The organism is Pseudomonas sp. LB3P93 (assembly GCF_054898025.1).
In genome coordinates this window covers 4511347-4532540 of the sequence record NZ_CM142713.1, presented here as the reverse complement: position 1 = coordinate 4532540, position 21194 = coordinate 4511347, and the positions used below count along the sequence as shown (strand labels likewise).

The 21194-nt window shown below is 58.3% G+C and carries 22 protein-coding genes and 1 pseudogene; 7 read left to right on the top strand and 16 right to left on the bottom strand.

All coding sequences use genetic code 11. The features are described from left to right. Nucleotides 1-6: 6 nt before the first annotated feature. On the bottom strand, nucleotides 7-633 hold the full coding sequence (locus ACYZT8_RS20405; RefSeq protein WP_094468347.1) for a response regulator transcription factor: 627 nt from the start codon (nucleotides 631-633) through the stop codon (nucleotides 7-9). A gap of 103 nt (nucleotides 634-736) precedes the next feature. On the opposite strand from ACYZT8_RS20405, the gene ACYZT8_RS20400 reads away from it, so the two are divergent. The 5 genes from ACYZT8_RS20400 to ACYZT8_RS20380 all read left to right on the top strand — a co-directional run bounded on the left by ACYZT8_RS20400 (nucleotide 737) and on the right by ACYZT8_RS20380 (nucleotide 4770). Then, nucleotides 737-1024 carry a helix-turn-helix transcriptional regulator gene (locus tag ACYZT8_RS20400; protein ID WP_461975421.1) on the top strand — a complete coding sequence of 96 codons (288 nt, stop codon included), beginning with the start codon at nucleotides 737-739 and terminating at the stop codon, nucleotides 1022-1024. A gap of 65 nt (nucleotides 1025-1089) precedes the next feature. Next, nucleotides 1090-3036 carry a primase-helicase family protein gene (locus tag ACYZT8_RS20395; protein WP_461975419.1) on the top strand — a complete coding sequence of 649 codons (1947 nt, stop codon included), beginning with the start codon at nucleotides 1090-1092 and terminating at the stop codon, nucleotides 3034-3036. Further along, nucleotides 3026-3247 (top strand): hypothetical protein, encoded by a 222-nt coding sequence (locus tag ACYZT8_RS20390; RefSeq protein WP_461975417.1) that lies wholly within the window; start codon nucleotides 3026-3028, stop codon nucleotides 3245-3247. The genes ACYZT8_RS20395 and ACYZT8_RS20390 overlap by 11 nt, the downstream gene beginning before the upstream one ends. Before the next feature lie 481 nt (nucleotides 3248-3728). Continuing rightward, entirely contained in the window at nucleotides 3729-3944 is a 216-nt protein-coding gene (locus ACYZT8_RS20385) for a hypothetical protein (protein WP_461975415.1), read from the top strand. 61 nt (nucleotides 3945-4005) lie between these two features. After that, a complete protein-coding gene (locus tag ACYZT8_RS20380; RefSeq protein ID WP_461975414.1) occupies nucleotides 4006-4770 on the top strand; it encodes a hypothetical protein in 765 nt (254 codons plus the stop codon). A 176-nt stretch (nucleotides 4771-4946) separates the two neighbouring features. Here ACYZT8_RS20380 and ACYZT8_RS20375 read toward each other — a convergent pair whose 3' ends face one another. The 8 genes from ACYZT8_RS20375 to ACYZT8_RS20340 form a co-directional block, all read right to left on the bottom strand. After that, nucleotides 4947-5231, bottom strand: a complete 285-nt coding sequence (locus ACYZT8_RS20375) for a hypothetical protein (protein WP_461975412.1) — start codon at nucleotides 5229-5231, stop codon at nucleotides 4947-4949. An 11-nt stretch (nucleotides 5232-5242) separates the two neighbouring features. Further along, entirely contained in the window at nucleotides 5243-6211 is a 969-nt protein-coding gene (locus ACYZT8_RS20370) for a hypothetical protein (protein ID WP_461975411.1), read from the bottom strand. Beyond that, nucleotides 6211-6762, bottom strand: coding sequence for a hypothetical protein (locus ACYZT8_RS20365; RefSeq protein WP_461975409.1), 552 nt, complete (start codon nucleotides 6760-6762; stop codon nucleotides 6211-6213). The genes ACYZT8_RS20370 and ACYZT8_RS20365 overlap by 1 nt, the downstream gene beginning before the upstream one ends. Next, on the bottom strand, nucleotides 6755-7009 hold the full coding sequence (locus tag ACYZT8_RS20360) for a hypothetical protein (RefSeq protein ID WP_461975407.1): 255 nt from the start codon (nucleotides 7007-7009) through the stop codon (nucleotides 6755-6757). Before ACYZT8_RS20360 ends, ACYZT8_RS20365 begins: the two co-directional genes overlap by 8 nt. A 187-nt stretch (nucleotides 7010-7196) precedes the next feature. Then, nucleotides 7197-10553 (bottom strand): hypothetical protein, encoded by a 3357-nt coding sequence (locus ACYZT8_RS20355; RefSeq protein ID WP_461975405.1) that lies wholly within the window; start codon nucleotides 10551-10553, stop codon nucleotides 7197-7199. Nucleotides 10554-10555: 2 nt separating this feature from the next. Continuing rightward, nucleotides 10556-11479 carry a hypothetical protein gene (locus ACYZT8_RS20350; protein ID WP_461975403.1) on the bottom strand — a complete coding sequence of 308 codons (924 nt, stop codon included), beginning with the start codon at nucleotides 11477-11479 and terminating at the stop codon, nucleotides 10556-10558. 30 nt (nucleotides 11480-11509) lie between these two features. After that, nucleotides 11510-11737, bottom strand: coding sequence for a hypothetical protein (locus tag ACYZT8_RS20345; protein WP_461975401.1), 228 nt, complete (start codon nucleotides 11735-11737; stop codon nucleotides 11510-11512). After that, nucleotides 11734-12192 carry a hypothetical protein gene (locus ACYZT8_RS20340; protein ID WP_461975399.1) on the bottom strand — a complete coding sequence of 153 codons (459 nt, stop codon included), beginning with the start codon at nucleotides 12190-12192 and terminating at the stop codon, nucleotides 11734-11736. The genes ACYZT8_RS20345 and ACYZT8_RS20340 overlap by 4 nt, the downstream gene beginning before the upstream one ends. A 718-nt stretch (nucleotides 12193-12910) precedes the next feature. Here ACYZT8_RS20340 and ACYZT8_RS20335 point away from each other — a divergent pair. Then, on the top strand, nucleotides 12911-13495 hold the full coding sequence (locus ACYZT8_RS20335; RefSeq protein ID WP_461975397.1) for a recombinase family protein: 585 nt from the start codon (nucleotides 12911-12913) through the stop codon (nucleotides 13493-13495). Between the two features lie 460 nt (nucleotides 13496-13955). On the opposite strand, the gene ACYZT8_RS20330 is transcribed toward ACYZT8_RS20335, so the two are convergent. From ACYZT8_RS20330 to ACYZT8_RS20300, 7 genes and pseudogenes are all read right to left on the bottom strand, one after another. Next, a complete protein-coding gene (locus ACYZT8_RS20330; protein WP_461975395.1) occupies nucleotides 13956-15272 on the bottom strand; it encodes a tyrosine-type recombinase/integrase in 1317 nt (438 codons plus the stop codon). Between the two features lie 425 nt (nucleotides 15273-15697). Continuing rightward, a pseudogene (locus tag ACYZT8_RS20325) lies at nucleotides 15698-15790 on the bottom strand (response regulator); the annotation flags it as partial. 156 nt (nucleotides 15791-15946) lie between these two features. Then, nucleotides 15947-17278, bottom strand: coding sequence for a deoxyguanosinetriphosphate triphosphohydrolase (locus ACYZT8_RS20320; RefSeq protein ID WP_461975393.1), 1332 nt, complete (start codon nucleotides 17276-17278; stop codon nucleotides 15947-15949). A 67-nt stretch (nucleotides 17279-17345) separates the two neighbouring features. Then, on the bottom strand, nucleotides 17346-18509 hold the full coding sequence (locus tag ACYZT8_RS20315) for an EAL domain-containing protein (RefSeq protein ID WP_461975391.1): 1164 nt from the start codon (nucleotides 18507-18509) through the stop codon (nucleotides 17346-17348). Between the two features lie 125 nt (nucleotides 18510-18634). Continuing rightward, complete coding sequence (locus tag ACYZT8_RS20310) at nucleotides 18635-18976, bottom strand: hypothetical protein (protein ID WP_461975389.1); 342 nt, start codon at nucleotides 18974-18976, stop codon at nucleotides 18635-18637. Continuing rightward, nucleotides 18973-19362: a phage holin family protein gene (locus ACYZT8_RS20305; protein ID WP_461975387.1), complete on the bottom strand. Its 390-nt coding sequence runs from the start codon at nucleotides 19360-19362 to the stop codon at nucleotides 18973-18975. The genes ACYZT8_RS20310 and ACYZT8_RS20305 overlap by 4 nt, the downstream gene beginning before the upstream one ends. A 1-nt stretch (nucleotide 19363) precedes the next feature. Beyond that, on the bottom strand, nucleotides 19364-19678 hold the full coding sequence (locus tag ACYZT8_RS20300; protein WP_090186370.1) for an ElaB/YgaM/YqjD family protein: 315 nt from the start codon (nucleotides 19676-19678) through the stop codon (nucleotides 19364-19366). 307 nt (nucleotides 19679-19985) lie between these two features. Here ACYZT8_RS20300 and ACYZT8_RS20295 point away from each other — a divergent pair, with 307 nt between their 5' ends. Further along, on the top strand, nucleotides 19986-21194 hold the full coding sequence (locus tag ACYZT8_RS20295) for an ammonium transporter (protein WP_461975385.1): 1209 nt from the start codon (nucleotides 19986-19988) through the stop codon (nucleotides 21192-21194).

The window sequence follows — 21194 nt, the reverse complement described above, 5'->3', positions numbered from 1 at the left end:
TGTCTCTCACACTAACGCGTTGCGTTTTGCCATATCAATGAGTTCAACGAGTGACTTGGCTTTGAGTTTTTGCATAAGGCGTTTTTTATAGGTGCTGACAGTCTTGTTGCTCAGAAACATGCCCTTGGCAATTTCCTTGTTAGTCCGACCCTGGGCAAAAAGTTGCAATACCATCAACTCCCTGTCGTTGACTGACTTGAATAACTCCAAGTCGGCGTATCGCTCATCGTCAGCACGAACAGGATTCAAGGCCTGACTGGGAAAATAGTTGTAACCTGAAAGTACTGCCTTGATTGCGCTCACCAATTCACTCAGGTCTTCCTGTTTGCATACATAACCTGATGCGCCAGATTGCATGCAGCGGATACCAAAAAGTGTCGGGCACTGGGCCGTTAATACCAGTGTTTTCAGGGGGGTACTCATTGCGTTGAAACGAGAGAGAACTTCGAGTCCATCCAGTTTGGGGATGCTGATGTCGAGAATGACCAGGTCGGGCATGCATTCACGAACCATCTGCATGGCGTCGACCCCATTATCAGTTTCGCCGACGACTTTGTAGCCCTCATGTTCGAGCAACATTCGGACGGCAAGACGGATGACAGGGTGATCGTCGACAATAAAAACGGAGTTCATAATCAACTGCGGCACATGTGCAAACAGGCGCTCTAAACCAAGGCTCCTAAAGCTGGCCGCTCGATGATGTACCCCGAAAGCTACCCCGGCAGGAGTATCTGAAATGAGCAGAGCCCGCACCCGAGAAGTCGTCGCAACCGTCGATGTCCTGATGCCCCCGGAAGACGTGATGTACGCACTGGGCATCGGCAGCCGCACAACCCTGGACAAATACGTCGCCGCTGGCTGGCTCAAGGCACCCGTAGAGGTCGGACCGCCGCGCCGCAACGGCAGCGCTGGCAAGGTCGCATGGCTGAAGAGCGAGGTGGACGCCTTCATTCTTGCGCGCGCTGCTGCGCGCCCTGTGGCCAGCCCGTTGGCGGCCTTCGACGGTGCCAGCCAGCCCGCTTGAATTTCCTACGGACAAAAGAAAACCCCAAGGAGCGCGAACTCAAAGGGGTTAAGGGGTATTTCCTGATGAGTAATTATAGCTCGACCGCGTCCGCGAGTCACCGACTCAAGCCGTCGATTTTCGACCTCGCCGCGCAATTTCAGGCCAAGCGTAATCCGGCCCTGTCGGTGCTGCCAGCACCTGTGCAATCGATCACAGGCACAGCGACCACCTCCGCCGTGTCCTTCAACGTGGACCCACAGCCAGCGGCCAACGAACCCATAGAGTGGAATGCTGACGCCTGGTTGTCAGCCTTCAACGCGGCCCTGGACACCGAGGACAGCGACCAGCAGGACGCCCTTGCCGCGATCGCCAGACAAGCCATGGAAGACGCACAGCAGCGTGGCGACGTCGACCGTATCCAGTCGATCAGTGCAGCCGCTACCGAGGCCAGAAACGCCCGCGACGAAGCCCAGCAACAGGCAGAAGACGAAGCCCACCCGCCCCTTGTGCCAAATATCGAAGTGCCGTTTGGGGCGAGCACAACCCCACTGCCTTTGGCGCCCTCGAGCGCTGGCCGGCAGGTGACCCCACAGCCCACCGACCGACTCCCCAAGGCTGGAGATATTGATCTTGAGTCCCGCGAAATCCTTCGCTACATCAGCGAAGATTTTGTGATGCTGGCCTCCGGTGGCAAGGTCGTTGCCTACCACATCGAAAGCGGTGACACATTCTGCAAGGAAGGTATGCGCCAGTATTGCGCCAAGCACTACGGCGGCATCCAGATACTGACTGCAGACAACGACGGCAACATGACGTGGAAGCAGGCGCCGGCTGGGGACATCTGGTGGCAGTGGAATGAGCCCGACCGCCGGGTGGTCAGGCGTATCGTCATGGAACCGACCAGCAAGGCCGCGTTTCAGGACACCGACGATTGCCCTGACGTATTCAACCGCTGGCACCAGCTCAAGCAAACGATGGCCGAGCGCAACACCAGCGCCACGGCCGAGGACATCGCGATCCTGGCCAACCACCTGATGTACCTGGCGGGTGGTGACGTGGTCGGCGTGACCTTCTTCCTGTGCTGGCTGGCACAGCTGTATCAGACGCCGGAAATCAAGATGCCAACCGCCGTCCTGCTGTACTCGCAACAAGGCCGCGTAGGGAAAAACTTGCTAGGCCGACTCATCTCGAAGGTGTTCGGCGCCCCTCTGGTATTGACCAGCGGCAGCAGCAAGATCCTGACGTCGAAGTTCAACGACAGCATCCTGCACAAGCGGATCATCTTCATCAACGAAGTGCGAATTGGACCCAAGGACAAGGACGCGGTTGAGGAATTCAAGAACACCATTTCTGAGCCAACGATGCAGTTCGAAGGCAAAGGGGTAGCGTCCAAGGAAATCAAAAACATCGCCCACTACATCATCACCTCGAACCATGCCGATGCACTGCCACTGATGGAAAAAGACGGCCGGATCGCGGTGCTGCGCTGCCTGGCTGATCGTCAGAGCGACCAGTACTACAAGGAGTTGATCGACTGGATTGACGGCCCCGGTGCGCCAGCGCTGGCGAACGTTCTGGCTAACTGGGAATTCCCTTCCGACTGGGACGCACACGCACCAGTGCCGCAAACGGACGCCGCTCGAGCAATGCAGAGGGCCGCACGCGGGCACGGCATCAACTGGCTGGAAGAGCGTATCGCCGGACGAGAAGGCCCCTTCGCCAAGCAGCTCGTGCGCTGCCAGAGCATCTTCATCCAGCTGGCGGGCGTACCCACCTATGAATCGACCATGAAGGCCTATGGCATCAGTCCTCAGACACTGCCGGGCATGCTGGTCAAACTCGGATTCAAGCAGCTGTTCAAACCCGACAAAGAGGGCAAGCCCTCGACCAACCCAAACCGCAAGTGCTGGTGTTCGGACAATCCTGATTGGTGGGACCAACGACCCGACACCGTGTGGACTGACTACATCAAAGACGGCATCGCCCCTGAGGGTATGCCGCCGTTCGAGGGTGGAGACGATGAAAGTTGACTGGATTGAATGGCTGGGGCGCGGCATGCAGCTCGCGCTCGTTGTGCTGGTGGTCGGCGGGATATACCAGTGGTCCGTCGAAGCAAGCCGGAAACAGGAAGCACTGTGCGACGTGGCGCTGTCGCACCTCGAAGTCCTCGAGGCGCAGCGAGGTGCGAGTCGGCGAGAGATCCACAATGCGCGAGCGGTGGCAGATGATGCCTGCGCTTAACCTGAATACGACAACTACTGAAATCAGCTAGGCGCGCCACGCGCACACCACCGAAGCCCTACTTGCACACAATGAGCATGGTCCTGGTTATGACCGATCCGCCGTACAAGCTGTATTGGCCACCCCCGATCACGCTCCCTGTGTCGCCAGATCTTTCCAAGACTTCATACCCGCGTGCACCGCACAGAGAACCGGCCTTCTCGAGGCACTTGCCCCAATCCAAGGCTGAACCTGAGCAGTTGATGCTGAACCCTTCGCGGCCATCAGGGGTGTAGGTTTTGGAAGACATCGCACAGCCGTTGAGTATCAACGTGACGCCCAGCACAACGAGGCTCCATTTCATGCGCTCTTACTCCATGCAAAGGCTGAATGATCGACGTCGATGTATAAGGAAAGAAGCATAGTTGTATATCTGCCATGCCGCGCCCGCTCTTCACCCTGTACTGCTACGCTTGCGGTTTCCTCGAACGGAGTCGAAACCATGCCAGCACCTGAATACTCTCTGCCTGCAACCCTTGAACGCCTCTACAACAATCAGCTGGCACTCGAAGCCGCGATCATGGAGCTTACGCTGCTGGTCGAGCAGCAGGGCCACTCCGTGGCCGCCGAGAACGTCCGTGGCGCCCTGCAAGCGATCAGCTCGAACGAAGGGCACATCCGCCAAGGCCTAGCGAAACTGGTGCAGCAACACCGCTAGCAAGTTCGCAGATGCACACTAAACTGGCCGATCAAAGCGTTCTTGCATAAGGAGGTGTGCAGTGTTGGTTTTTGAAATAGTCGTTCCTGGCATTCGACTGGATTATGAGGACTTTGACTGGACATTGAAGATCGACCCATTGCTGTACGGGCTTCAGCGACAGTTCTTGGACGCCAATGTCGCCCTCAATTTATTTGCGCAGGCAGAGCAGCAGGTCGCTGCGCTCTACACCCCTGAAGCGCGCAAGCAGGGTTCCCATCGACGTAACGAGATACTGCAAGAGGCCATTCAGGCAGCCATGCCACAGATTGGTTTCAATGGCAATGTAGACTACATGAACATCGTCCTCGAGGCGGACATCCGCTTCAAACATGAACGATGGAGCGCCGGTCGACCACCATCGGCGTTTGCGCAAGCGGCGCAGTTAATTTATGCCAAGGCATTCCTCTTCGCTCTCGACGGGTTCGACAAGTATTTAGGTGTGCTCTCCAAGACCGAGGGCGTTCCGGGTGAGATTGCCAAGATTCATGAACAGATAGTTGAATTTTTCCCAGACCTACGTGGTGTCCGCAACAGTGCACACCATATGGAGGATCGTGTACGAGCATTAGGCCCGGGAGAAAAGCCCCTCAAACTCCAGCCCTCAAACGCACTCGTCCTCGACAACTTGGGCGGCTCTCGCTACGGTTCGACGATGGGAGACGGTCACTTTGGGGAGGTCGACGTCTCAGTGGAGTCGTTGAGCGCACTTCAGGGAATCCTCAACGATGTACATGGCGCCTTCAAGTGGGTCGGCCCCAAACAACACCTGCCGATGGAGTTCTAACACCGGCAAAACAAAAAGGGCGCTCTCCATGGGCGCCCTTGTCGTCTGTGCTGCACACCGGTCATTTGCCTTTCTTCCCACCGTTACCCCGTGGCCGTTTACCGGGATTCGCCTGCTGGAAATACTCCACTGGCTTCACCGGTTTCTTCGTCACGCCATCGCGCTTGTCGATCATTTCACACCTCACTGTCAGTGCCGGATTGGCACAGTTCATCGTCTTCTTCGGCAGTGGCCACCAGCACCACCGGGTGACCGAACAACTCGGCGCGCAGCGTCCGGGCGACCTCTTCCAATCCCGGCCTCTCGAGTGCCACCCAGAACCCCGCACGAAAGCCACGTAGCAGCAAACGCCGACGCTGCTTTACGTCCTCGCCACCGTAGTGCTCGATATCTTCTTGCAGACACCGTAGCAGCGTCTCGACGCGAAGAGGCCTTGGCACTTTTTCGTAATGTCGTGGCATGGCACACCCCCTCAGTACGCCGGCTTCACAGCCGAATCCGACTTCATCTGGCTCCAGAACTTGTCGAACTCGGCCTCGGTCATTTCGCTGACCTGGGACACGGACATCGAGCCCTTTTCGTCCGGTGCGCGGGCACTGCCGTGGGCGTCACTCAGGCTGGTGTTGGGCGCTTTGCGCGGGGCACGGCTGGCAGCTTTGAAACCGAGCTGCTGAGCGCGCTGGTAGATGTGCTCGCATGGGTTAACGCCGTTCGACTGGCACTGCTTGGTGAACTGCACCAGGGCAGCGGTCCTCAAAACCCCGAATTGGGTCGGGTCGGCTTGCGGATACATCTGTCGCAGGCTGGACTCAACGTTCTGCTGCACATGATCAAGGGCTTGCTGGTAGTCCGGGTGAGCCGCCATGAACTGCGTTTCCGTCTCGACCAATGCCGGCAATACAGCTGCTCTGTCTTGCTCGAGCTGCGCCTGAAACTGTGCGGCCTGCTGTTGCTCAACTTGACCGCCCTTCAGGTTTTCAAGCTCCTGCTTGAACTGCTTTTCCCTCGCGAGGATGTACCCCTGAGGGTCATCTTCAAACGATGGAATTTCAGCTTCCTGCTGCGCCTGCAATTGTGCCTGCTGTGCGGCCTGCTGCTGAGCCTGGAGCTGTTGCAGCTGCTGAGCCTGCGCCTGCAGTTGCAGCTCAAGCGCCTGACGTTTCTGGCGCTCTTCTTGCAGCGCAGCGAGCGGCACTTTACGACCACGTTGCTGGGATTGGTCCTGCTCGACGTCGCGCTGGTCGGCAGCCTCGCGGGTGTCATCCACGTCGTTGTTGACCGGAATGTCTCGCTCTGCGATGTGGCGGTCGTGCCCCTCTACAGCGCTGGCCAGATCAGTGGGCAGCACATCATCAGTGGTGGCGTTGTCGGGCACACCGAGCGAGCCGGTCAGCTCTGCCGCCATCGATTCGCTGATATCAAACTCTTCGTTACCGGCCATTAGACTTTCGCTCCTGTGCGGGATGGTGCGCGTTTGGGTTTGGCGCTGGCTGGTGCCGAGTCACCCTTCTGTTTCTCTGCGGTCTTACGCTTGGTCAGGCCGTAGCGGCTCTTCAGCTCGTCGGCACCGGCATTGCTGGCGGCGGTTTTGGCGTTCGATTCGAGAACCTGCGCCAACTCACGTTGCAGCTTGGCGACCTCTTTTCTGTGGGTGATGCTGGCCAGGTATTCGTCGACCTCGGCAGCGGCCAGAGGGCGGCGACTGATTTGGTCCTGTGACCAACCGAACACACGCCCTGTGCGTAGTCGGTAGCGTTCGGCCCGCTGGATCTTTATCAGCCCTATGAGCATTTCGCCCTCGGCAATCGCCGCGGTACGGGCGTCGACTTCGCCGGGTGGATCGAGCAGCACAGAGCCCAGGTCGTACAGCGGCGGGTCGAAAACCACGACATAGCCCCCGTCTTTGGCGGCGCGGATCTTCGCCCGCGAAAAATCGATGTGATTGATCTCGGCCTCGCGGCGCAAGTTTCTCAGTTCCCCGGCATCAAACATGACTGCATTCCCCATTTTGGTTTGCCTCAGTGATCTTGCTGTGCAGCAGTTGCAGCTCGGCTTCGCGAATCGCTGCCGCACTGGGACGAGTCAACTCGCGCAGTTGCTTTTCTGATACCTGTAGCAAAGCGCGAGCGGTCGGCAGCTCGGTTTCGAGTAGCCGCTCGATGCGCAAGAGTTCGTCGAGGTCGGCCCGTGCTTTCGTCACGGCAGCGGTGGCGACATCGACTTCGTGTCTAGTGGTCATTTCTTAACTCCCGGCAGTGTTCGTTGGCGGTCCTGAGCCCTCGAAGCGCGGTCACGAGTCCTCTAGCCAGTTGGCGCAGATCCTCACCATGTAACTGAAGTCCAACGTCTGTCAGCTCGGCTACCTTTCTGACAGCTGTGGCGACAGCCTCTTTCGCCTTAAGCATTTCAATCTCGGTATTCATTTCTTACCCCCCTTGGGTCTTTTTCCAACTGGTGGTTTGTTTACGATAGAGGTCGATCAACCCTCTCTTCCCGCGTTCCAGAAATGGCACAAATGCGCGCCTGGCGGTTGCTCGGGCGCCCTTCATGATTTTGTCTAACTGGTCAGCACGCTCGTCGTCGTCGAGGGAATCCCAGTACCGGGTGCGCATCAGGTTCTTCGCAGCGGCGTGCATCCTGGCGCCGGCCAACTCGTTCAATTCACGCAGCTGGTCATCCGTCAATTCGTAGCGTTTTTTGCCTCGTTCCTTAAGCGAGATAGTGAAGTGGTTTTGCATTGCCCCCGGCACCCAGCCGATGCGAGCGGCCTCGACTCTGACGGGATCATCTGAAGGTGTGCTGATCGGGATCGGGCCGGCACGACCAATCTGGCGCTGCGCTTCCATCATCGGCTGGCCGAAGTGGTCAGTTTTGACCGGCAAGGACTCGCGGCCGAACGTCTCACCGGGCAGGCGGTACTTGAGTTGGTCAAGGAAATTGCCCCGGTCACTGTCGCGCTGGTACTGGTCCTGATATCGTCCAAGGTGGCTCAGCAGCGTGACCGGCTGCGCCAGAGTGGCACCAGTGCGAGCGAGGAAACTTTCGCCGTAGCGGTCAGGGTCGGACATCGCCTGCATGACGCCGGAGAGCCCTTGCAGCCACGTCTTGGAAGTGAAGTTGCGGCCGACTGCTTTGAAGATGCTAGCCAACCCCAGATGCTGATCCTCGGCACCAGTAGCAATGTCGGCAGCAACGCCGACAAGCGAGGCCAGCGGCTCGATCCGGTTATAGGCGTACCACTTGCCTTTGACCTTCATCGAGTACGGCTGATTTCCGGCAGCGAGCCACGCTTGGCGCTCCTTCTGATCCTCAGGGCCGCCACCAGTGAGCGAGCCGTTCATGGCACCGACAGCACCGAGGGAGATCAACAACGAGCCGATGCCCATCCGGGCAAGCGCTTCTTCCTGCTTCGCACCACCGGCTTTCAGGTCGGCGCGGACCTCTTTGAAAATCGGCGCGGCGGGACTGTGTTTGACGGCGTAGGTAATGAGGTTCGCGGGAGTTTTCAGGAATGGAACCACCAAGTTGCCGGTGCCGTGCGGCAGCGAGTGACGCAGGTTGTTCACCGCCTGGGTGAGTTTTCCGGCGTTGTTGTTGAACGTGTGGAACAGCGCCGCATCTTGCCCTGCCTCAGTCAGTTCTTTCGGCGGGTTGGCGATCAGCTCTTGCACACGCTTGTGTACTGCGGCTGGACCTTGACCTTTCAGCTCTTGGGAAGCCATGCGGTAGGCGACTGAATAACGCTCCATACCATCATTGAGGTTCTTAAAGAACGCGTCTTCCGATTGCAGTAGGCGCAGCGGCACACCCCACACCTTCTGGCCTGGGTAATCCGTGCGGTAAATCTCGGCCTTGTTGCCGCCGAATGCGTCTTCGCCGGTACGCCATGAGTTCACTGCGCCTTTGGCACCGTTGATTGATCCCTCGAGCATCCCAGCCAGTTGGTAGCCCGCTTCGCCCATGCGGGTTTCACCATTCAAGCCAACAACGCGCTTGACGGCACCAATACCCCCCGCAAGGAGTCGAGTCGGTACCTGCATGCCGCTGGTGAACAGGTTGCTGACCATGTTGACGACGTGCGTGTCCGGAGACGACAGCAACGCGGATTTGTAAAACGTCCAGAAAGCATCAGACCCAGAGGCCCGTGCCATCTTGTTGGCAGCCTCTACACCACCCACACGGGCGGCAGTGGTCAACGCGTCGGCGATCGCTTTGGCGCCCTGGGCACCGCCGACAGATTCCAGCATCCGACTGGCTTCCTTCATCGAGGTGACATCGGCGCGCATGGCGGACATCGCCCGACCAATCTCGGCACGGCTGGACATTACGGCTTTCTGCGTCGTGCGCAGATCCGCGAGCGCTTGCAGGAAATTGGCCTGGTCGATTTCGCCAGCTGTGCCGGCTGTGATCTTGCTGCCGAGTTCGAGGGTTTTTAACGTCTGGTCTTTCAGCAGACGAGTGGCCGCGACTTGTTCTTCAGCATTGAACGCGACACCTACGCGGTGCTTGCGCAGCTTCTCGACAGTGGTGCCGGTCAGCGCGGCGAGCCGGCCTGTTTCTTCCCAGCTGATAGTGTCGCGGCGTCCAGCTTGAATGTCGGGTTCAACATCGCGCAGCAGGTCCAGACTCTTGTCCATCTGCGTCTGATCCATGCCCATCGACTCGAACAAAGGGCGGACATTGGTCGAACCAGCGAATGGAGTAGTTGACGCTGCAGGCGCCTGTGGTGCGCTTGGGGTGGCGCTGTTCGCTTGGGTAGGCGCTGGCATGGCCTGCGTAGTAAATGCTGGCGCGGCCTGGCCCTGCTGCTGTTGCGCCGGCATGGGCACAGGGGGCGACTGTGGGGCAGTCATGTTCGGGCGACGAAGGCCACCCGCGCCGCCCATAAGCCCGCCGAGCAACGCACCTTGGCCTGCGGCATTGCCGACACCTTGGGTCAATGGAGTGCCCAGCGCGGCGTTCTGCATGACCTGTTCCTGGCTCGATTGCAGCGCCTCTTCGCCGGTTTCCATACCAGCGCCAATACCCAACCTGCCGAGCATGCTACGACCAGCGGCGGGGCCAGCAGCGCCACTCAATATGGCATCGATATCAGCCGCGCCAAGGCGACCACCTAACCCAGCGGACCCGGCACCGATAAGGCCGGTGAGTCCACCTGCACCGAGCGCCATCGCGGTCTGTGCCGGTGTCAGATCACCTGTTTGCTGCACCACCTGGGACGCGAGCTGCCCCGAAGTTGCAAGGCCTTCACCTGTACCTGCACCGACCAGTGCAGCGCGCCCTGCATTCATCCCCAACGCTTTGGCACCGAGCGCGGCGGATTTGCCAGCGACACCGCCGACGACCATGGTTGGCACGGCTTGGACGATCTGACCTGCGGTGTACGCCGGGTTTTGCAGCATCGCCGCGACGGTCGGGCCGAAGCCTTTAGCGTTAGCTACTTCCTGTTGCTGCGCTCTGGCTTGTGGTGACATTTCGTCGTCCAGCACCTTACGCGCCGCCTTGGAATCCAGACCATGTTGGGCGAGCCACGGTGTGGCGTTGCCGCCTGTGGCGATGTCGCCCAGACCGGCAGCGGCATCGAACAAGTTGTAAGCGCCGCGTCCGACGCTCCCGCCGATGTCCGTTACCCATTGGCCGGCTGTTCGGTTGGGCAGAGCGATGTCTGCGGGTGCAGGTGCAGACGGGGCTGCCAAGCCAGCCGGCTCGTCCGGCAGATCATCAAAAGACAGACCGTCAGCACTTGGCACAGTGTCGGGCAGGTCGTCGAAGGACAGGGCCATGATCAGATCCCCGCAGCCTGGATCTGCGCGGCGGTGTACCCGGCCTGGGTGAGTCGAGCCACTACGGCCTGTCGCGACTTACCTGATGCAATTGCGCTTTTTGCAGCAGCCAGATCACCCGTAGGTGCAGCAGGCGGGCTGGCGGGCTTGCGAGCCATTGGGTTCGACCCACTGCCGTGCATGAGCAGTTCAGCGCCCTGCGGTGGCGGCGTAGAGGATACATTCGAGCCCGGAAGGCCCGGCACAGCTGGACCGGCACTGGTATTGTCGTCGGGCATCACTTCACCGAGCAGATCCTGCAACGGGTCGGCCTTGGTCGGGGCGAACCGCTGATAAGGCTTGCCGAGCGGCTTGTAGCTGTTGGTGGCCTGGTCATAGATGTGCTTCTGGATCAAATTATTTTCCAGAGGCTCTTCGTAAATCTGGCGATTGGCGGGCTGTTTCGGGCCGGGTGGTTGACCACCGGCACCTATGCGGGCTTGGGTTTGGGCAAACTGCGCTTGTTGCTGCTGCAATTGCGCAGCCCCGTGAGCCTGTAGCGCCTCGTTGTTGTTAGCTTTCAGGATCGTGTCGGGGTCGATCCCCATCGCTGCCAACTGCTTCGCCATCGGCCCGAGTTGCTGCTGTAAAGCAGGATCAGCGAACGCTTGTTGTTGACGTTGCTGCTGTTCAGCCTTGGCCTGGGCCTGCTGCACTTGAAAGTTTTGTGCCGCCTGTTGCTGCGCAATCATCTGTTCTCGGTATTGCTGCAGGGCTTGCGCACGCTGCAGTTCGGACATGCCCGCCAAGGCCTGGCCGAGGCGAGCACCGCCGCCTGGGTTGCCTTGTTGCGGCCCGGACTGGGCAAGCAGGCTTGTGCCGAGCTGACCGAGCGGCGTATTCAGCCCGCCGAGGCCCTGGTTGAGCATTTCCATAATCGTGGCCATTTCGGTAACTCCCCCGGCACCGGCCGGCAGTTAGTGCAAGGTGGGTGTTGGGTCGGGCGACAGGGACGCGATAGCACGGTCGTACTGCACCATGGACGGGTCGGATTCCGGGTCAACGCCACGGACGGGTCGCACAGCCGGGTGATATTTACCGGCGTCCATCGCCGCGAACTCAGCGGCGAGGAACTGGGCGTGGTCCACGGCAGGCTCCGGGTTTGTCGGGTCGTAGTAATCGATCAGCGCTTCGAGGAAAGTCATTGGAATTCTCCAGGCGTGGCGTGGGTTTTAGGGCGGGGTTGACGCTTGGCACGCCGGGCATGGAGCGCTGTCTGCTCCTGGGCCATCGAGGCTTCGACCTTTGCGCGCATGTCGGGCGACAGGGCGCCGTGGTCACGGGGCACCACTTCCAGGACACCGTCGATTTCGAACAGGGTGTGAGCATCGTAGAAACGGGCCATCGGCGATTTCCTCTTGCGCGGGTTGGCGCTCAAGGCCACACGCAAACGGCACTCGGCGTCAGTCAGAAAACTGGTTTCGTTCAGGATGAAGCCGGCGATGTCCTCGAGGTTGTAGGCCTTGGCAGGTCGGCCACCTTGTGGACTGGCGGATGGCACATCGAAGGCCCCCGGTAGCTCGGCGCGGTGCAAGGTGAAATAGGAGGGGTCGAGCCCTGCGAGGCTGGCCAGCTGCTGCGTGGTGATGATGGTTTGCATGTCCCCGACCTCCCCAGTCAGGTTTCTGGTGAGATCCAGACTACTCCTCAAATGCAACGCTATCACGTATCATCAGACGAGCGGTATTTGTCATGGCATGAAAATAGCATTGGGGAGGTGTCCGCATGCTTAGTGGTTAAGCGGCACAGTGTTAAAACAGGCAGCTTTTTAAGTTGGGTTAATGGCGGCAGTTAAAATTAGCGGGAGCCTAGTGGCTTAATTTTAAGTTGCGAGGCGTCTAGCAAAGCGTTATTAGGCTGGAGGCAGCTAAAAATTATAATTTTTATTTTTTGGAAAGTTGGCGGAATAGGCAGGGTTAGCCTTTGGATTTAAACGCTAAGCGCTATCGGGATTTTAGAAAATATCTGCGACCTTTCACTATTGGATTACGTGTGTGACGTGAAATAAAAGACCCGATGGGGGTATACGGTGCCTCGATAATCCAACCACCTGGCCCTTTCCTGGCAGCCCCCAGCCAGCAGCCCCGCCGACCAGACTTCAAGTTCGACGACTCGAACGATCGACGATGAATGTTTGCAGCGCTGCGCGATGATTTGGGAGGCATGGCCCTGTTTACCTTGGCTCAACAAACGAACGTTAGATGCTACCTTCTGTCGGGCTGATACTAGGTAGCAACAATCATGGCTTGACCCTTTGTTGACACTCTATTAAGGTGACACTACGTTTGTTGACACCCACAATGTAGGGGATCTAGATAATGAGCCGCGTGTTTGTTTATGCCCGTGTTTCCACCGCAGACCAGACCACCGACAACCAGGTGCAGGAAGTACAGGCCGCAGGCTTCGCTGTTGAGGCCCAGCGCGTGATCGTGGAGACGATCTCAGGCAGCACGGTAGCTATGGAGCGTCCGCAGTTTGCGAAGCTTCTGGAGCGCCTGGAGAAGTCAGACGTTTTGATCGTCACAAAGCTCGACCGACTTGGTCGTAATGCCATGGATGTCCGCGGCACAGTGGATATGCTGGCGGCGATGGGCGTTCGCGTTCACTGCCTTGCACTGGGCGGCGCTGATCTCACTAGCTCAGCCGGCAAGATGACCATGCAGGTGTTGGGGGCTGTTGCGGAGTTCGAGCGGGACCTACTGATTGAGCGGACAAACGCCGGGCTGGCGAGGGCCAAGGCCGACGGCAAGAAGCTGGGCAGGCCAGAAGCCACTGGGACCACTATCCTCGTACAGCGATTGAAAGGTATGGGTAGGACACAGAGTGAAATTGTTGCGAGCTCAGGGATGAGCCTTGCCACGGTCAAGCGTCACTGGAACAAAGAGTGGAAGCGGCCGGTATAGCGGGCAATGACCGAGCTGTCTATTCTTCCAAGTATTAGATCGTATTAGCCCTGTATTAGCCTAATAAAGAGCTAATACAGGGCTGTAAGTGCCGGAATAGAGCGGTCAGCACAAAACCCGTTGTTACCTTTATTACCTGAAATGCATTCCAGCGCTTTTACGCTTTTACAGCACATATACACCATGTACAAACCTGTACACTCACTTCTTTATACTTCTACTACTAGAGAGAGTAATAAAGGTAATAAAAGGGATAATCGCCCTGTGCCGAAGCGCTCTATTCTGGACCCTGTGCATTTTTATCACCTGTGCCAGCCACCTAATAATCCAGAGGCCCCAGGTAATAAAAACCAGCCTCTTGTGCCAATCAGCGCTAAGAAGTAAGTGCTTATAACAATCTAAGCTATGCCTATTTCCTGACTTCAAGGTCAGCACAGACGCGACCAAGCTCTAAAAGCTGTCATTTCGAGCACCCGAGGCCGGTAGCCTTTTCCCAGAGCCCTTCGACGTAGTCCGCCCAGGCCTGCATGGCTAGTCGTCTTTGGCTTAGTAGGGGCGACCTCATGTACGTATCCCCTAGACCCCCGGTATGCGGTAGGCGATGGCCAAGGCAGGCCTCCAGAACGACTGGGTCGATATCCAGCTTTCCATGCCCCAAGCTGCGGAACGTCGACCTGAATCCGTGGCTGGTGATGGTGCCGCGCTCATACCCTAGCCCTGTACGTATTCGTACCAGCAGGGTGTCGGCGGAGATTGGCACGCCGTACTTCCCCGATGACGGAAACACCCAAGTCGGTGGGGCAGTGGCTTCGCTGACGGCGGTTTTCCCGAAGGGTGCGGTGTTGGGTATCCCTCGTCTGTTCAGTGCCTGGCTGTGCTCTTGGAGCGCACGCAGTTGGGCGACAGCTTGGTTAGGTAGGGGGACGATCAGGAGTTGTTTGGTCTTGGGCACCACGAAGCGCCACTCGGCCTTATCGAAATCTATCTGCGGCCACTCCATGGCAGTGAGTTCGGCAGGGCGCACCGGCAGCAGTACCAGCAACCACAGTGCCGAAATCACGGGGTCGTTGTAGGCGACGTAGTTGTTCAGGCGGCGCAGGAATTCGGCCAGCTCGTCCTCTTCAGTCAGCGCCGCGTGGCTCTTGGTTTCATGTTTCTTCAGCAGTCCTTTGCGCCCTATGGCGACGTTCTGGCCGACCATTTCGTGGTCCATGGCGTAGCCGAGGATCATCTTCATCAGGGTCAGCGCGTAGCGTTGCGCGGTGGGGGAGGCGGCCAGGCGTTCCAGAACCGCCCTAACGTGGCGGACGGCGATCTCAGTCACCGGCACATCACCGACTACAGGATTCAGGTGGTTTTTCAGTGCGCCGCGGTGCCCGGAGACGGTCTTCGGTGCCAAGTGCGAGTTGAAGTCCAGCCACTGTTCGGCGACCTTGCGGAACGTGTTTGCTTCCATGGCTTGCTGCGCTTCTTTCTTGGCGGCCTTCGCCTTTAATGGATGAATTCCTTGGGCTATGGCGGTCCGGGCTTCCTGTGCCAGTTCTCGAGCCCTGTCGACGGTGATGTCTGGGTACGCGCCGACGGAATACAAACCCTCTTCGCCGTTCAAGAAAAACTTGAGCCTCCATAACTGCGAAGTGGTACTTACTTGCAGAAACAAACCTTTGATAGTTCCCTCCGAATACTTACCGGGCTTCTTCAGCTCTTTGATAATGACTGCGATGTTTTCGGGGCTATCGGCCTTTCGTTTGGCTGAAGTGTTGGGGCTCGTTGTCATGGGGGTATCCGAAGGCGATGAAAGGTGTAGATACCCCTAAAGTACCCCGTTATTTTGTAGCGGACAACGAAAAAAAGGGGTATGTTGATACGTAATGAAGCGCAAAACCCTACATATATAGGGGTTTGAGTCTAGGTGGTTGAAATCACCGATGGTGGCAGGACTTCATAATCAAATCCCATACGCGCTCAAATAAAGCGGGCACCTTAGCTCAGATAGTTGAAGGGGGCATGAACTGACGGGCCTGTAGTGGCAATATAGGACAATTCCTACGGCGGAAGAAGAATCGGCCTACGGATCAACTAGGTTTTGCATGAGGACGTATGCAAGTGTTGTATGCGTGTCTGAGTCATCGGGCAGGTTGGTTGATAGCGTTTTACTTGTGTTTTAAATGTTTGGTTTGGTGTGTGGTTGTTGCGGTGTTTTTATAATGAAGCCAAGGTCAATAAGTTTCTAAAGTCTGATTGTTTCAGGGGCTTGATCAAGTAACCCAACAACGGCAGTCCGTGTTGGCCGGCTGTTCTTTCAGATTATTTCGCGATCAGGCCGTTCAATCGATCAGTCGGCTCTGCACACGGTGTGGGCGATTCTGTTGACGCCGGGATTGAAATGAATAATGCGCGGAAAATCGATCAGCCGTTCAGGAGGCCCTGACGCGGCTGATCGATGCCTGCTCATCCGTGGCTTGAACGACCGGTCATTTCCAGTGCCATTTGACTGGCGTAGCTGTCGGTCATGCCGGCGATGAAATCGATCATTCTCAGGAACGAGGTGTGCAAAGGACCGTGAGGGTCGGGCGCATTGTTGCCCAGCAGGTCGAGAATGCGGCGGCTCTTGAAGGACGGTGTTCGACCGTTGTGTTGTTCCAGTGCCGCGCCGCAGAACGCGTTGAGCAGGATTTCGAGAGTGGTGTAGGCACCGATCTCGTGCAGCGTTTTGCGCTTGTCCTGGAAGATCTTTTTGCGCGCCATGTCTTTGGCATTCAAGACGCAGCGCTTGGCCGGACCATGCATGTGCTCCACCAGATCGCCGGGCAGTGTGCCCGCCAGCAGCGATTCCTGTTGCTCGACAAAAGCCCGGGCGGCGGCATTGGTCAGGTGTTCGATGGCCTTGCCCCGCAGGATCGCCAGTTTGCGCCGACGCGAATCCATTGGGCCGAGTTGGCGATAGGTTTCCGGAAGATCATCGCCCACAAGATCGAGCAACAAAGACTCGACTTCGGCGTACTCCAGCAGGTCCATTTCCAGGCCATCTTCCAGATCGATCAGTGCGTAACAGATGTCGTCCGCAGCCTCCATCAGGTACACCAGCGGATGGCGCGCCCAACGCTGCTCCTCCAGTTGCGGCAGGCCGAGTTTAAGAGCGATCTGCTCCAGTAGCGGGAGTTCGCTCTGATAGCAGCCGAACTTGTGCTTCTTGTAACCCAATGAATCGGCGTGCTTTGCCGTCCATGGGTACTTCAAATAGGTGCCCAGCGTGGCGTAGGTCAGCCGGGTGCCGCCGTCGAACTGATGATACTCAAGCTGAGTGAGCACCCGGAAGCCTTGGGCGTTGCCTTCGAAATTCAGGAAGTCATTGCGTTCGACTTCGCTCATGGCGTCCAGCCAGCCACGGCCGGCGGCCTGCTGGAACCAGTGACGGATCGCGTCTTCGCCGGAATGCCCAAAGGGCGGGTTGCCGATGTCATGGGCCAGGCAAGCCGATTGCACCACCATCCCCAGGTCGCTCGGTTCGCACCAATCGGGCAGGGCGCTGCGAATGGTTTCACCGACGCGCATGCCCAGCGACCGTCCCACGCAGCTGACTTCCAGCGAGTGGGTCAGGCGCGTGTGGATGTGATCATTGCTGGACACCGGATGAACCTGAGTCTTGCGCCCGAGGCGGCGGAAAGCACCCGAGAAAATGATGCGGTCGTGGTCTTTGTGAAAAGGGCTGCGGCCGAGTTCTTCCGGGCTGTGCAGAGGCTTTCCGAGGCGTTCGCGGGTAAGCAGGGTTTGCCAATCCAAGGCTGGACTCTCCGTCAGGTGACTGAGCCTCTAGCTTCCGGGTTCGTGCCTGCGCCTGCAAGCGGAACTAGAGCCCGGCGGCGTCGATGTCGATGAGCAGCAGTCGCTCGCCATTGTCGAAAAATTGCCCGGCGGTGAGGCAATACTGATTGCTGGTGGCATCGCGGTAGGTCGTGGACAGTGTCAGGCGTCGTTCTTCCCAGCCCTCGGCCAGCAAGTGATAAAAGTACGGTCGCCACGACCAGTTATGGCCCAGGTAGCGGTTATCGGCTTCCCAGCCGTTGTTGCGCCATTCCAGATTGGGCGTCAACTGGGTGCCGTGACGGTCGCATTGATAGAAACGCAGCAGCCAGGGAAATGCTTGCAGTTGTGGCAAGGCGCTCAGTGGCGCACGGGCCAGGGCCCAGGCTTGCAGGATGGTCATCAGTTCGCAGAGTTGCTGGCGCATGATCATCAGTCGACCGCGTTCGCCCAGTTTCTGCTGAACATAGCGTTGGCGCAGTTGCGCGAAACGTTCGACAAAGGCGTCGGTGGCAAAGAAGTCCACCTGCGCCCGGGCGAATAGAAACCCCTGTACGTAACGTGAACCGCATTCCAGGGCGAAATTGAGTTGAGCCTCGGTTTCCACCCCTTCGGCGATGATCCAGCAGCCGGTTTTCTCGGCCATTTGCGCCAGAGCTTTCACCACGTCGCTACTGGGGCCGCCCAATGCCGCGGCCTGAAACAGGCGCATGTCGAGCTTGAGGATGTCCGGTTGCAGTGCCAGTACGCGATCAAGTTGCGAGTAGCCAGCACCGAAATCATCGATGGCAATCCGTGCCCCGGCCTCTCGATAGCGTGCTGCGACGTCGGCCAGGCGCTGGATGTTGCCTCCCAGTTCGGTGATCTCGAAAACGATGCGTTGCGGGTCGACGTTGTGCCGGCTCAATTGCTTTAGGCTCGGCAGAGCCTGGTTCGGCCGTAAACGATTGATCCAGCGTGGCGATATGTTCAGGCTCAGAAACCAGTCCGAAGGCGCTTCATGCAGACGGCTCAGGGCATTGTCGCGAATCTGGCGATCAAGATGACGAAGGGCGATGGCGGGCGTTCGCGGATCGGCGAACAGCGGTCCCACCGAGGCCAGTTGACCGTCGGCCTGACGCAGTCGACCCAGTGCTTCCACTCCCCCGATTCGACCCGTGGCGGTATCGATAAATGGCTGAAAGCAGGCGAGCGGTTGCCCGTCGATCACGAGGCCTCCTTAGTAAGGTCTTTTTTTGGATTAACCTGCATTCCGGGTAGGCACACAGGATTGAACCTCTCGATAAAGAGGTTAATCCCGGTGGTGTTGCAAGAATGCAGCCAGATAGTGGCTATTCAGTCTTTGCGCGAAGAGCCTTGCATGACCAGTTTGATCAAAGGCCCGAGCGTCGTGCCCAGGCGAACCAGGCGAGTCAGGCTGCTGGGACCGCCACTCTTGGCGCCTTTACCGGTCAGAAAACCGAGCAGCGTCACGGCCGCCATGCCCCAGAGCGGGGCGTGCTTGATGCCGAAGCCATCGTGCAGGTTTTGCGTCATCCCGCGAACCCGCTGCAAGGGTTGCAGCAGTTGCGCGGATTCGTGACGAATTTCTTGGCGATGCATTTCCATGCGCAGGCGTATCAGCGCCTTGCGCATTTCGGTGCGCGAGCTGTTATGGGGCAGTTCAGGCAGGCTCATGGCAGCAGACGCTCCCTATCGTTGGCCAATTCTTCCAGGGTGCCGTGGAAGGGCGAGGACTCATCGAAAATCGCCGCCTTCAGGCGCATGCCACAGAATACTGCAGCCAGAGAGTAGAACACGCAGAGCCCGACGATCGCTGGCAGGCGGTAGGTGTCCCAGAACAGGATCAGCACCAGCGTCGACAATCCCACCAGCAACAGCAAGGCAAAGACCAGCGCCAAACCTGCAAACAGCAACAGGCTTACGGTGCGCGCTTTTTGTTCCTGCAACTCGATGCCGAACAGTTCGACATGGCTGTGCAACAGTCCAAGAAAAGCGGCACCCAGGCGCCGCGATGAAGAGCTTGTGCCCGTCGCGGACGAGCCAGATTCACCGATAGACATATCAGCGCCGAGTGGCCAGCAGGCCAATCAGAAAGCCGACGCCCGCTGCGATCCCGACCGATTGCCATGGATTGGTCTGGACGTAATCTTCGGCAGCGGTAACGGCGGCCTGGCCGCGTTCACGCAGGGAATCTTCGGTCAGTTTCAGGGTTTCGCGGGCACGCAGCAGACTTTCGTGGATCTGGCTTCGCAGCTCATCGGCCTGATCGCCAGCCAGAGTCGCGGTGTGTTCCAGCAACCGTTCGGTGTCGCTGACCAATGTCTGAAAATCGTTCATCAGGATTTCTTGAGCAGTCTTTGCTTTGATGCTGGCCATTGGTGATCTCCGTAAGTGGCTTCTGAAACGTTCGAGTATGAGCCCAGTGTGAAGGTTCAGTACAAATGACTGGTACAACTTTTGCTACGTCATGGTGCATCAGCCCGCGCCGTTGCGCTGTTGCCGGGCATGATTTCAGGAAAAACCTGATTCAAACAATCATAACTCGCGTGAAGGTTCCGGCCTTGTGCGCCAAAGCGGTTCATCGGGATCAATGGGTTGATCCTGGCGGGCCGCAACTTGGTGCATAAACGGGCTGCGCGAACCGCTTTGGTGCTTTTTTTTAGCCTTCAGGTCTGCCAACTCCATGGAAAATCTGCAAAGCGCTGTGGACAGTCTGGTCCATAGCTCCAATACGTTGTTCATTCTTATCGGTGCAGTCATGGTTCTGGCCATGCACGCCGGTTTCGCCTTTCTTGAAGTCGGCACGGTTCGACAAAAGAACCAGGTCAACGCCTTGTCGAAGATCCTCAGCGACTTCGCGATTTCGACCCTGGCCTACTTCTTTATAGGCTATTGGATTTCCTACGGGGTCACCTTCATGCAACCGGCGGCGGTGATCAATGCCGATCACGGCTACGGGCTGGTGAAATTTTTCTTTCTGCTGACCTTTGCTGCGGCGATTCCCGCGATCATTTCCGGAGGCATTGCCGAGCGCGCCAGGTTCGTCCCGCAGTTGTGTGCGACGGCGCTGATCGTCGCGTTCATTTATCCGTTCTTTGAAGGCATGATCTGGAACGGCAACTTCGGGCTGCAAGCCTGGTTGCTGGAGCGTTTTGGCGCCAGCTTCCACGACTTCGCGGGCTCCGTCGTGGTGCATGCCATGGGTGGATGGCTGGCGCTCGCGGCGGTGTTGTTGCTCGGGCCAAGGCAAGGGCGCTATCGCGAAGGGCGACTGGTGGCCTTTGCACCGTCGAGCATTCCCTTCCTGGCATTGGGTTCGTGGATCCTGATCGTCGGCTGGTTCGGCTTCAACGTCATGAGCGCACAAACGCTGCAAGGCGTCAGCGGATTGGTGGCGGTGAATTCGCTGATGGCCATGGTCGGGGGAACCGTCGCGGCGTTGATTGTCGGGCGCAATGACCCGGGCTTTCTGCATAACGGCCCGCTGGCCGGGTTGGTGGCGATCTGCGCCGGTTCTGACCTGATGCACCCGGTGGGCGCGCTGATCACGGGTGTGATCGCCGGGACAATGTTTGTCTGGTGCTTCACCGCGGCTCAGGTCAAATGGCGCATCGACGATGTGCTGGGTGTCTGGCCGTTGCATGGTTTGTGCGGTGTCTGGGGCGGAATCGCCTGTGGCATCTTCGGCCAGAGCGCATTGGGTGGTTTGGGCGGGGTGAGCCTGATCAGCCAATTGATCGGCACGTCGCTGGGAGTGATCGTGGCGCTGCTCGGCGGTTTTGTGGTGTATGGCGTGATCAAGGCGTTGCATGGTCTGCGCCTGAGCCAGGAAGAGGAGTATTACGGCGCGGACTTGTCGGTGCACAAGATCGGCGCCGTGAGCCAGGACTGA

Excerpts from the sequence above, each read along its gene's own strand:
- ACYZT8_RS20350 (WP_461975403.1), bottom strand. The coding sequence starts at position 11,479 with ATGGCCACGATTATGGAAATGCTCAACCAGGGCCTCGGCGGGCTGAAT.
- ACYZT8_RS20305 (WP_461975387.1), bottom strand. The coding sequence starts at position 19,362 with ATGTCTATCGGTGAATCTGGCTCGTCCGCGACGGGCACAAGCTCTTCA.
- ACYZT8_RS20400 (WP_461975421.1), top strand. The coding sequence starts at position 737 with ATGAGCAGAGCCCGCACCCGAGAAGTCGTCGCAACCGTCGATGTCCTG.
- ACYZT8_RS20345 (WP_461975401.1), bottom strand. The coding sequence starts at position 11,737 with ATGACTTTCCTCGAAGCGCTGATCGATTACTACGACCCGACAAACCCG.
- ACYZT8_RS20365 (WP_461975409.1), bottom strand. The coding sequence starts at position 6,762 with ATGTTTGATGCCGGGGAACTGAGAAACTTGCGCCGCGAGGCCGAGATC.
- ACYZT8_RS20385 (WP_461975415.1), top strand. The coding sequence starts at position 3,729 with ATGCCAGCACCTGAATACTCTCTGCCTGCAACCCTTGAACGCCTCTAC.
- ACYZT8_RS20370 (WP_461975411.1), bottom strand. The coding sequence starts at position 6,211 with ATGGCCGGTAACGAAGAGTTTGATATCAGCGAATCGATGGCGGCAGAG.
- ACYZT8_RS20340 (WP_461975399.1), bottom strand. The coding sequence starts at position 12,192 with ATGCAAACCATCATCACCACGCAGCAGCTGGCCAGCCTCGCAGGGCTC.
- ACYZT8_RS20330 (WP_461975395.1), bottom strand. The coding sequence starts at position 15,272 with ATGACAACGAGCCCCAACACTTCAGCCAAACGAAAGGCCGATAGCCCC.
- ACYZT8_RS20310 (WP_461975389.1), bottom strand. The coding sequence starts at position 18,976 with ATGAGCCTGCCTGAACTGCCCCATAACAGCTCGCGCACCGAAATGCGC.
- ACYZT8_RS20405 (WP_094468347.1), bottom strand. The coding sequence starts at position 633 with ATGAACTCCGTTTTTATTGTCGACGATCACCCTGTCATCCGTCTTGCC.
- ACYZT8_RS20300 (WP_090186370.1), bottom strand. The coding sequence starts at position 19,678 with ATGGCCAGCATCAAAGCAAAGACTGCTCAAGAAATCCTGATGAACGAT.
- ACYZT8_RS20395 (WP_461975419.1), top strand. The coding sequence starts at position 1,090 with ATGAGTAATTATAGCTCGACCGCGTCCGCGAGTCACCGACTCAAGCCG.
- ACYZT8_RS20355 (WP_461975405.1), bottom strand. The coding sequence starts at position 10,553 with ATGGCCCTGTCCTTCGACGACCTGCCCGACACTGTGCCAAGTGCTGAC.
- ACYZT8_RS20360 (WP_461975407.1), bottom strand. The coding sequence starts at position 7,009 with ATGACCACTAGACACGAAGTCGATGTCGCCACCGCTGCCGTGACGAAA.
- ACYZT8_RS20295 (WP_461975385.1), top strand. The coding sequence starts at position 19,986 with ATGGAAAATCTGCAAAGCGCTGTGGACAGTCTGGTCCATAGCTCCAAT.
- ACYZT8_RS20390 (WP_461975417.1), top strand. The coding sequence starts at position 3,026 with ATGAAAGTTGACTGGATTGAATGGCTGGGGCGCGGCATGCAGCTCGCG.
- ACYZT8_RS20375 (WP_461975412.1), bottom strand. The coding sequence starts at position 5,231 with ATGCCACGACATTACGAAAAAGTGCCAAGGCCTCTTCGCGTCGAGACG.
- ACYZT8_RS20335 (WP_461975397.1), top strand. The coding sequence starts at position 12,911 with ATGAGCCGCGTGTTTGTTTATGCCCGTGTTTCCACCGCAGACCAGACC.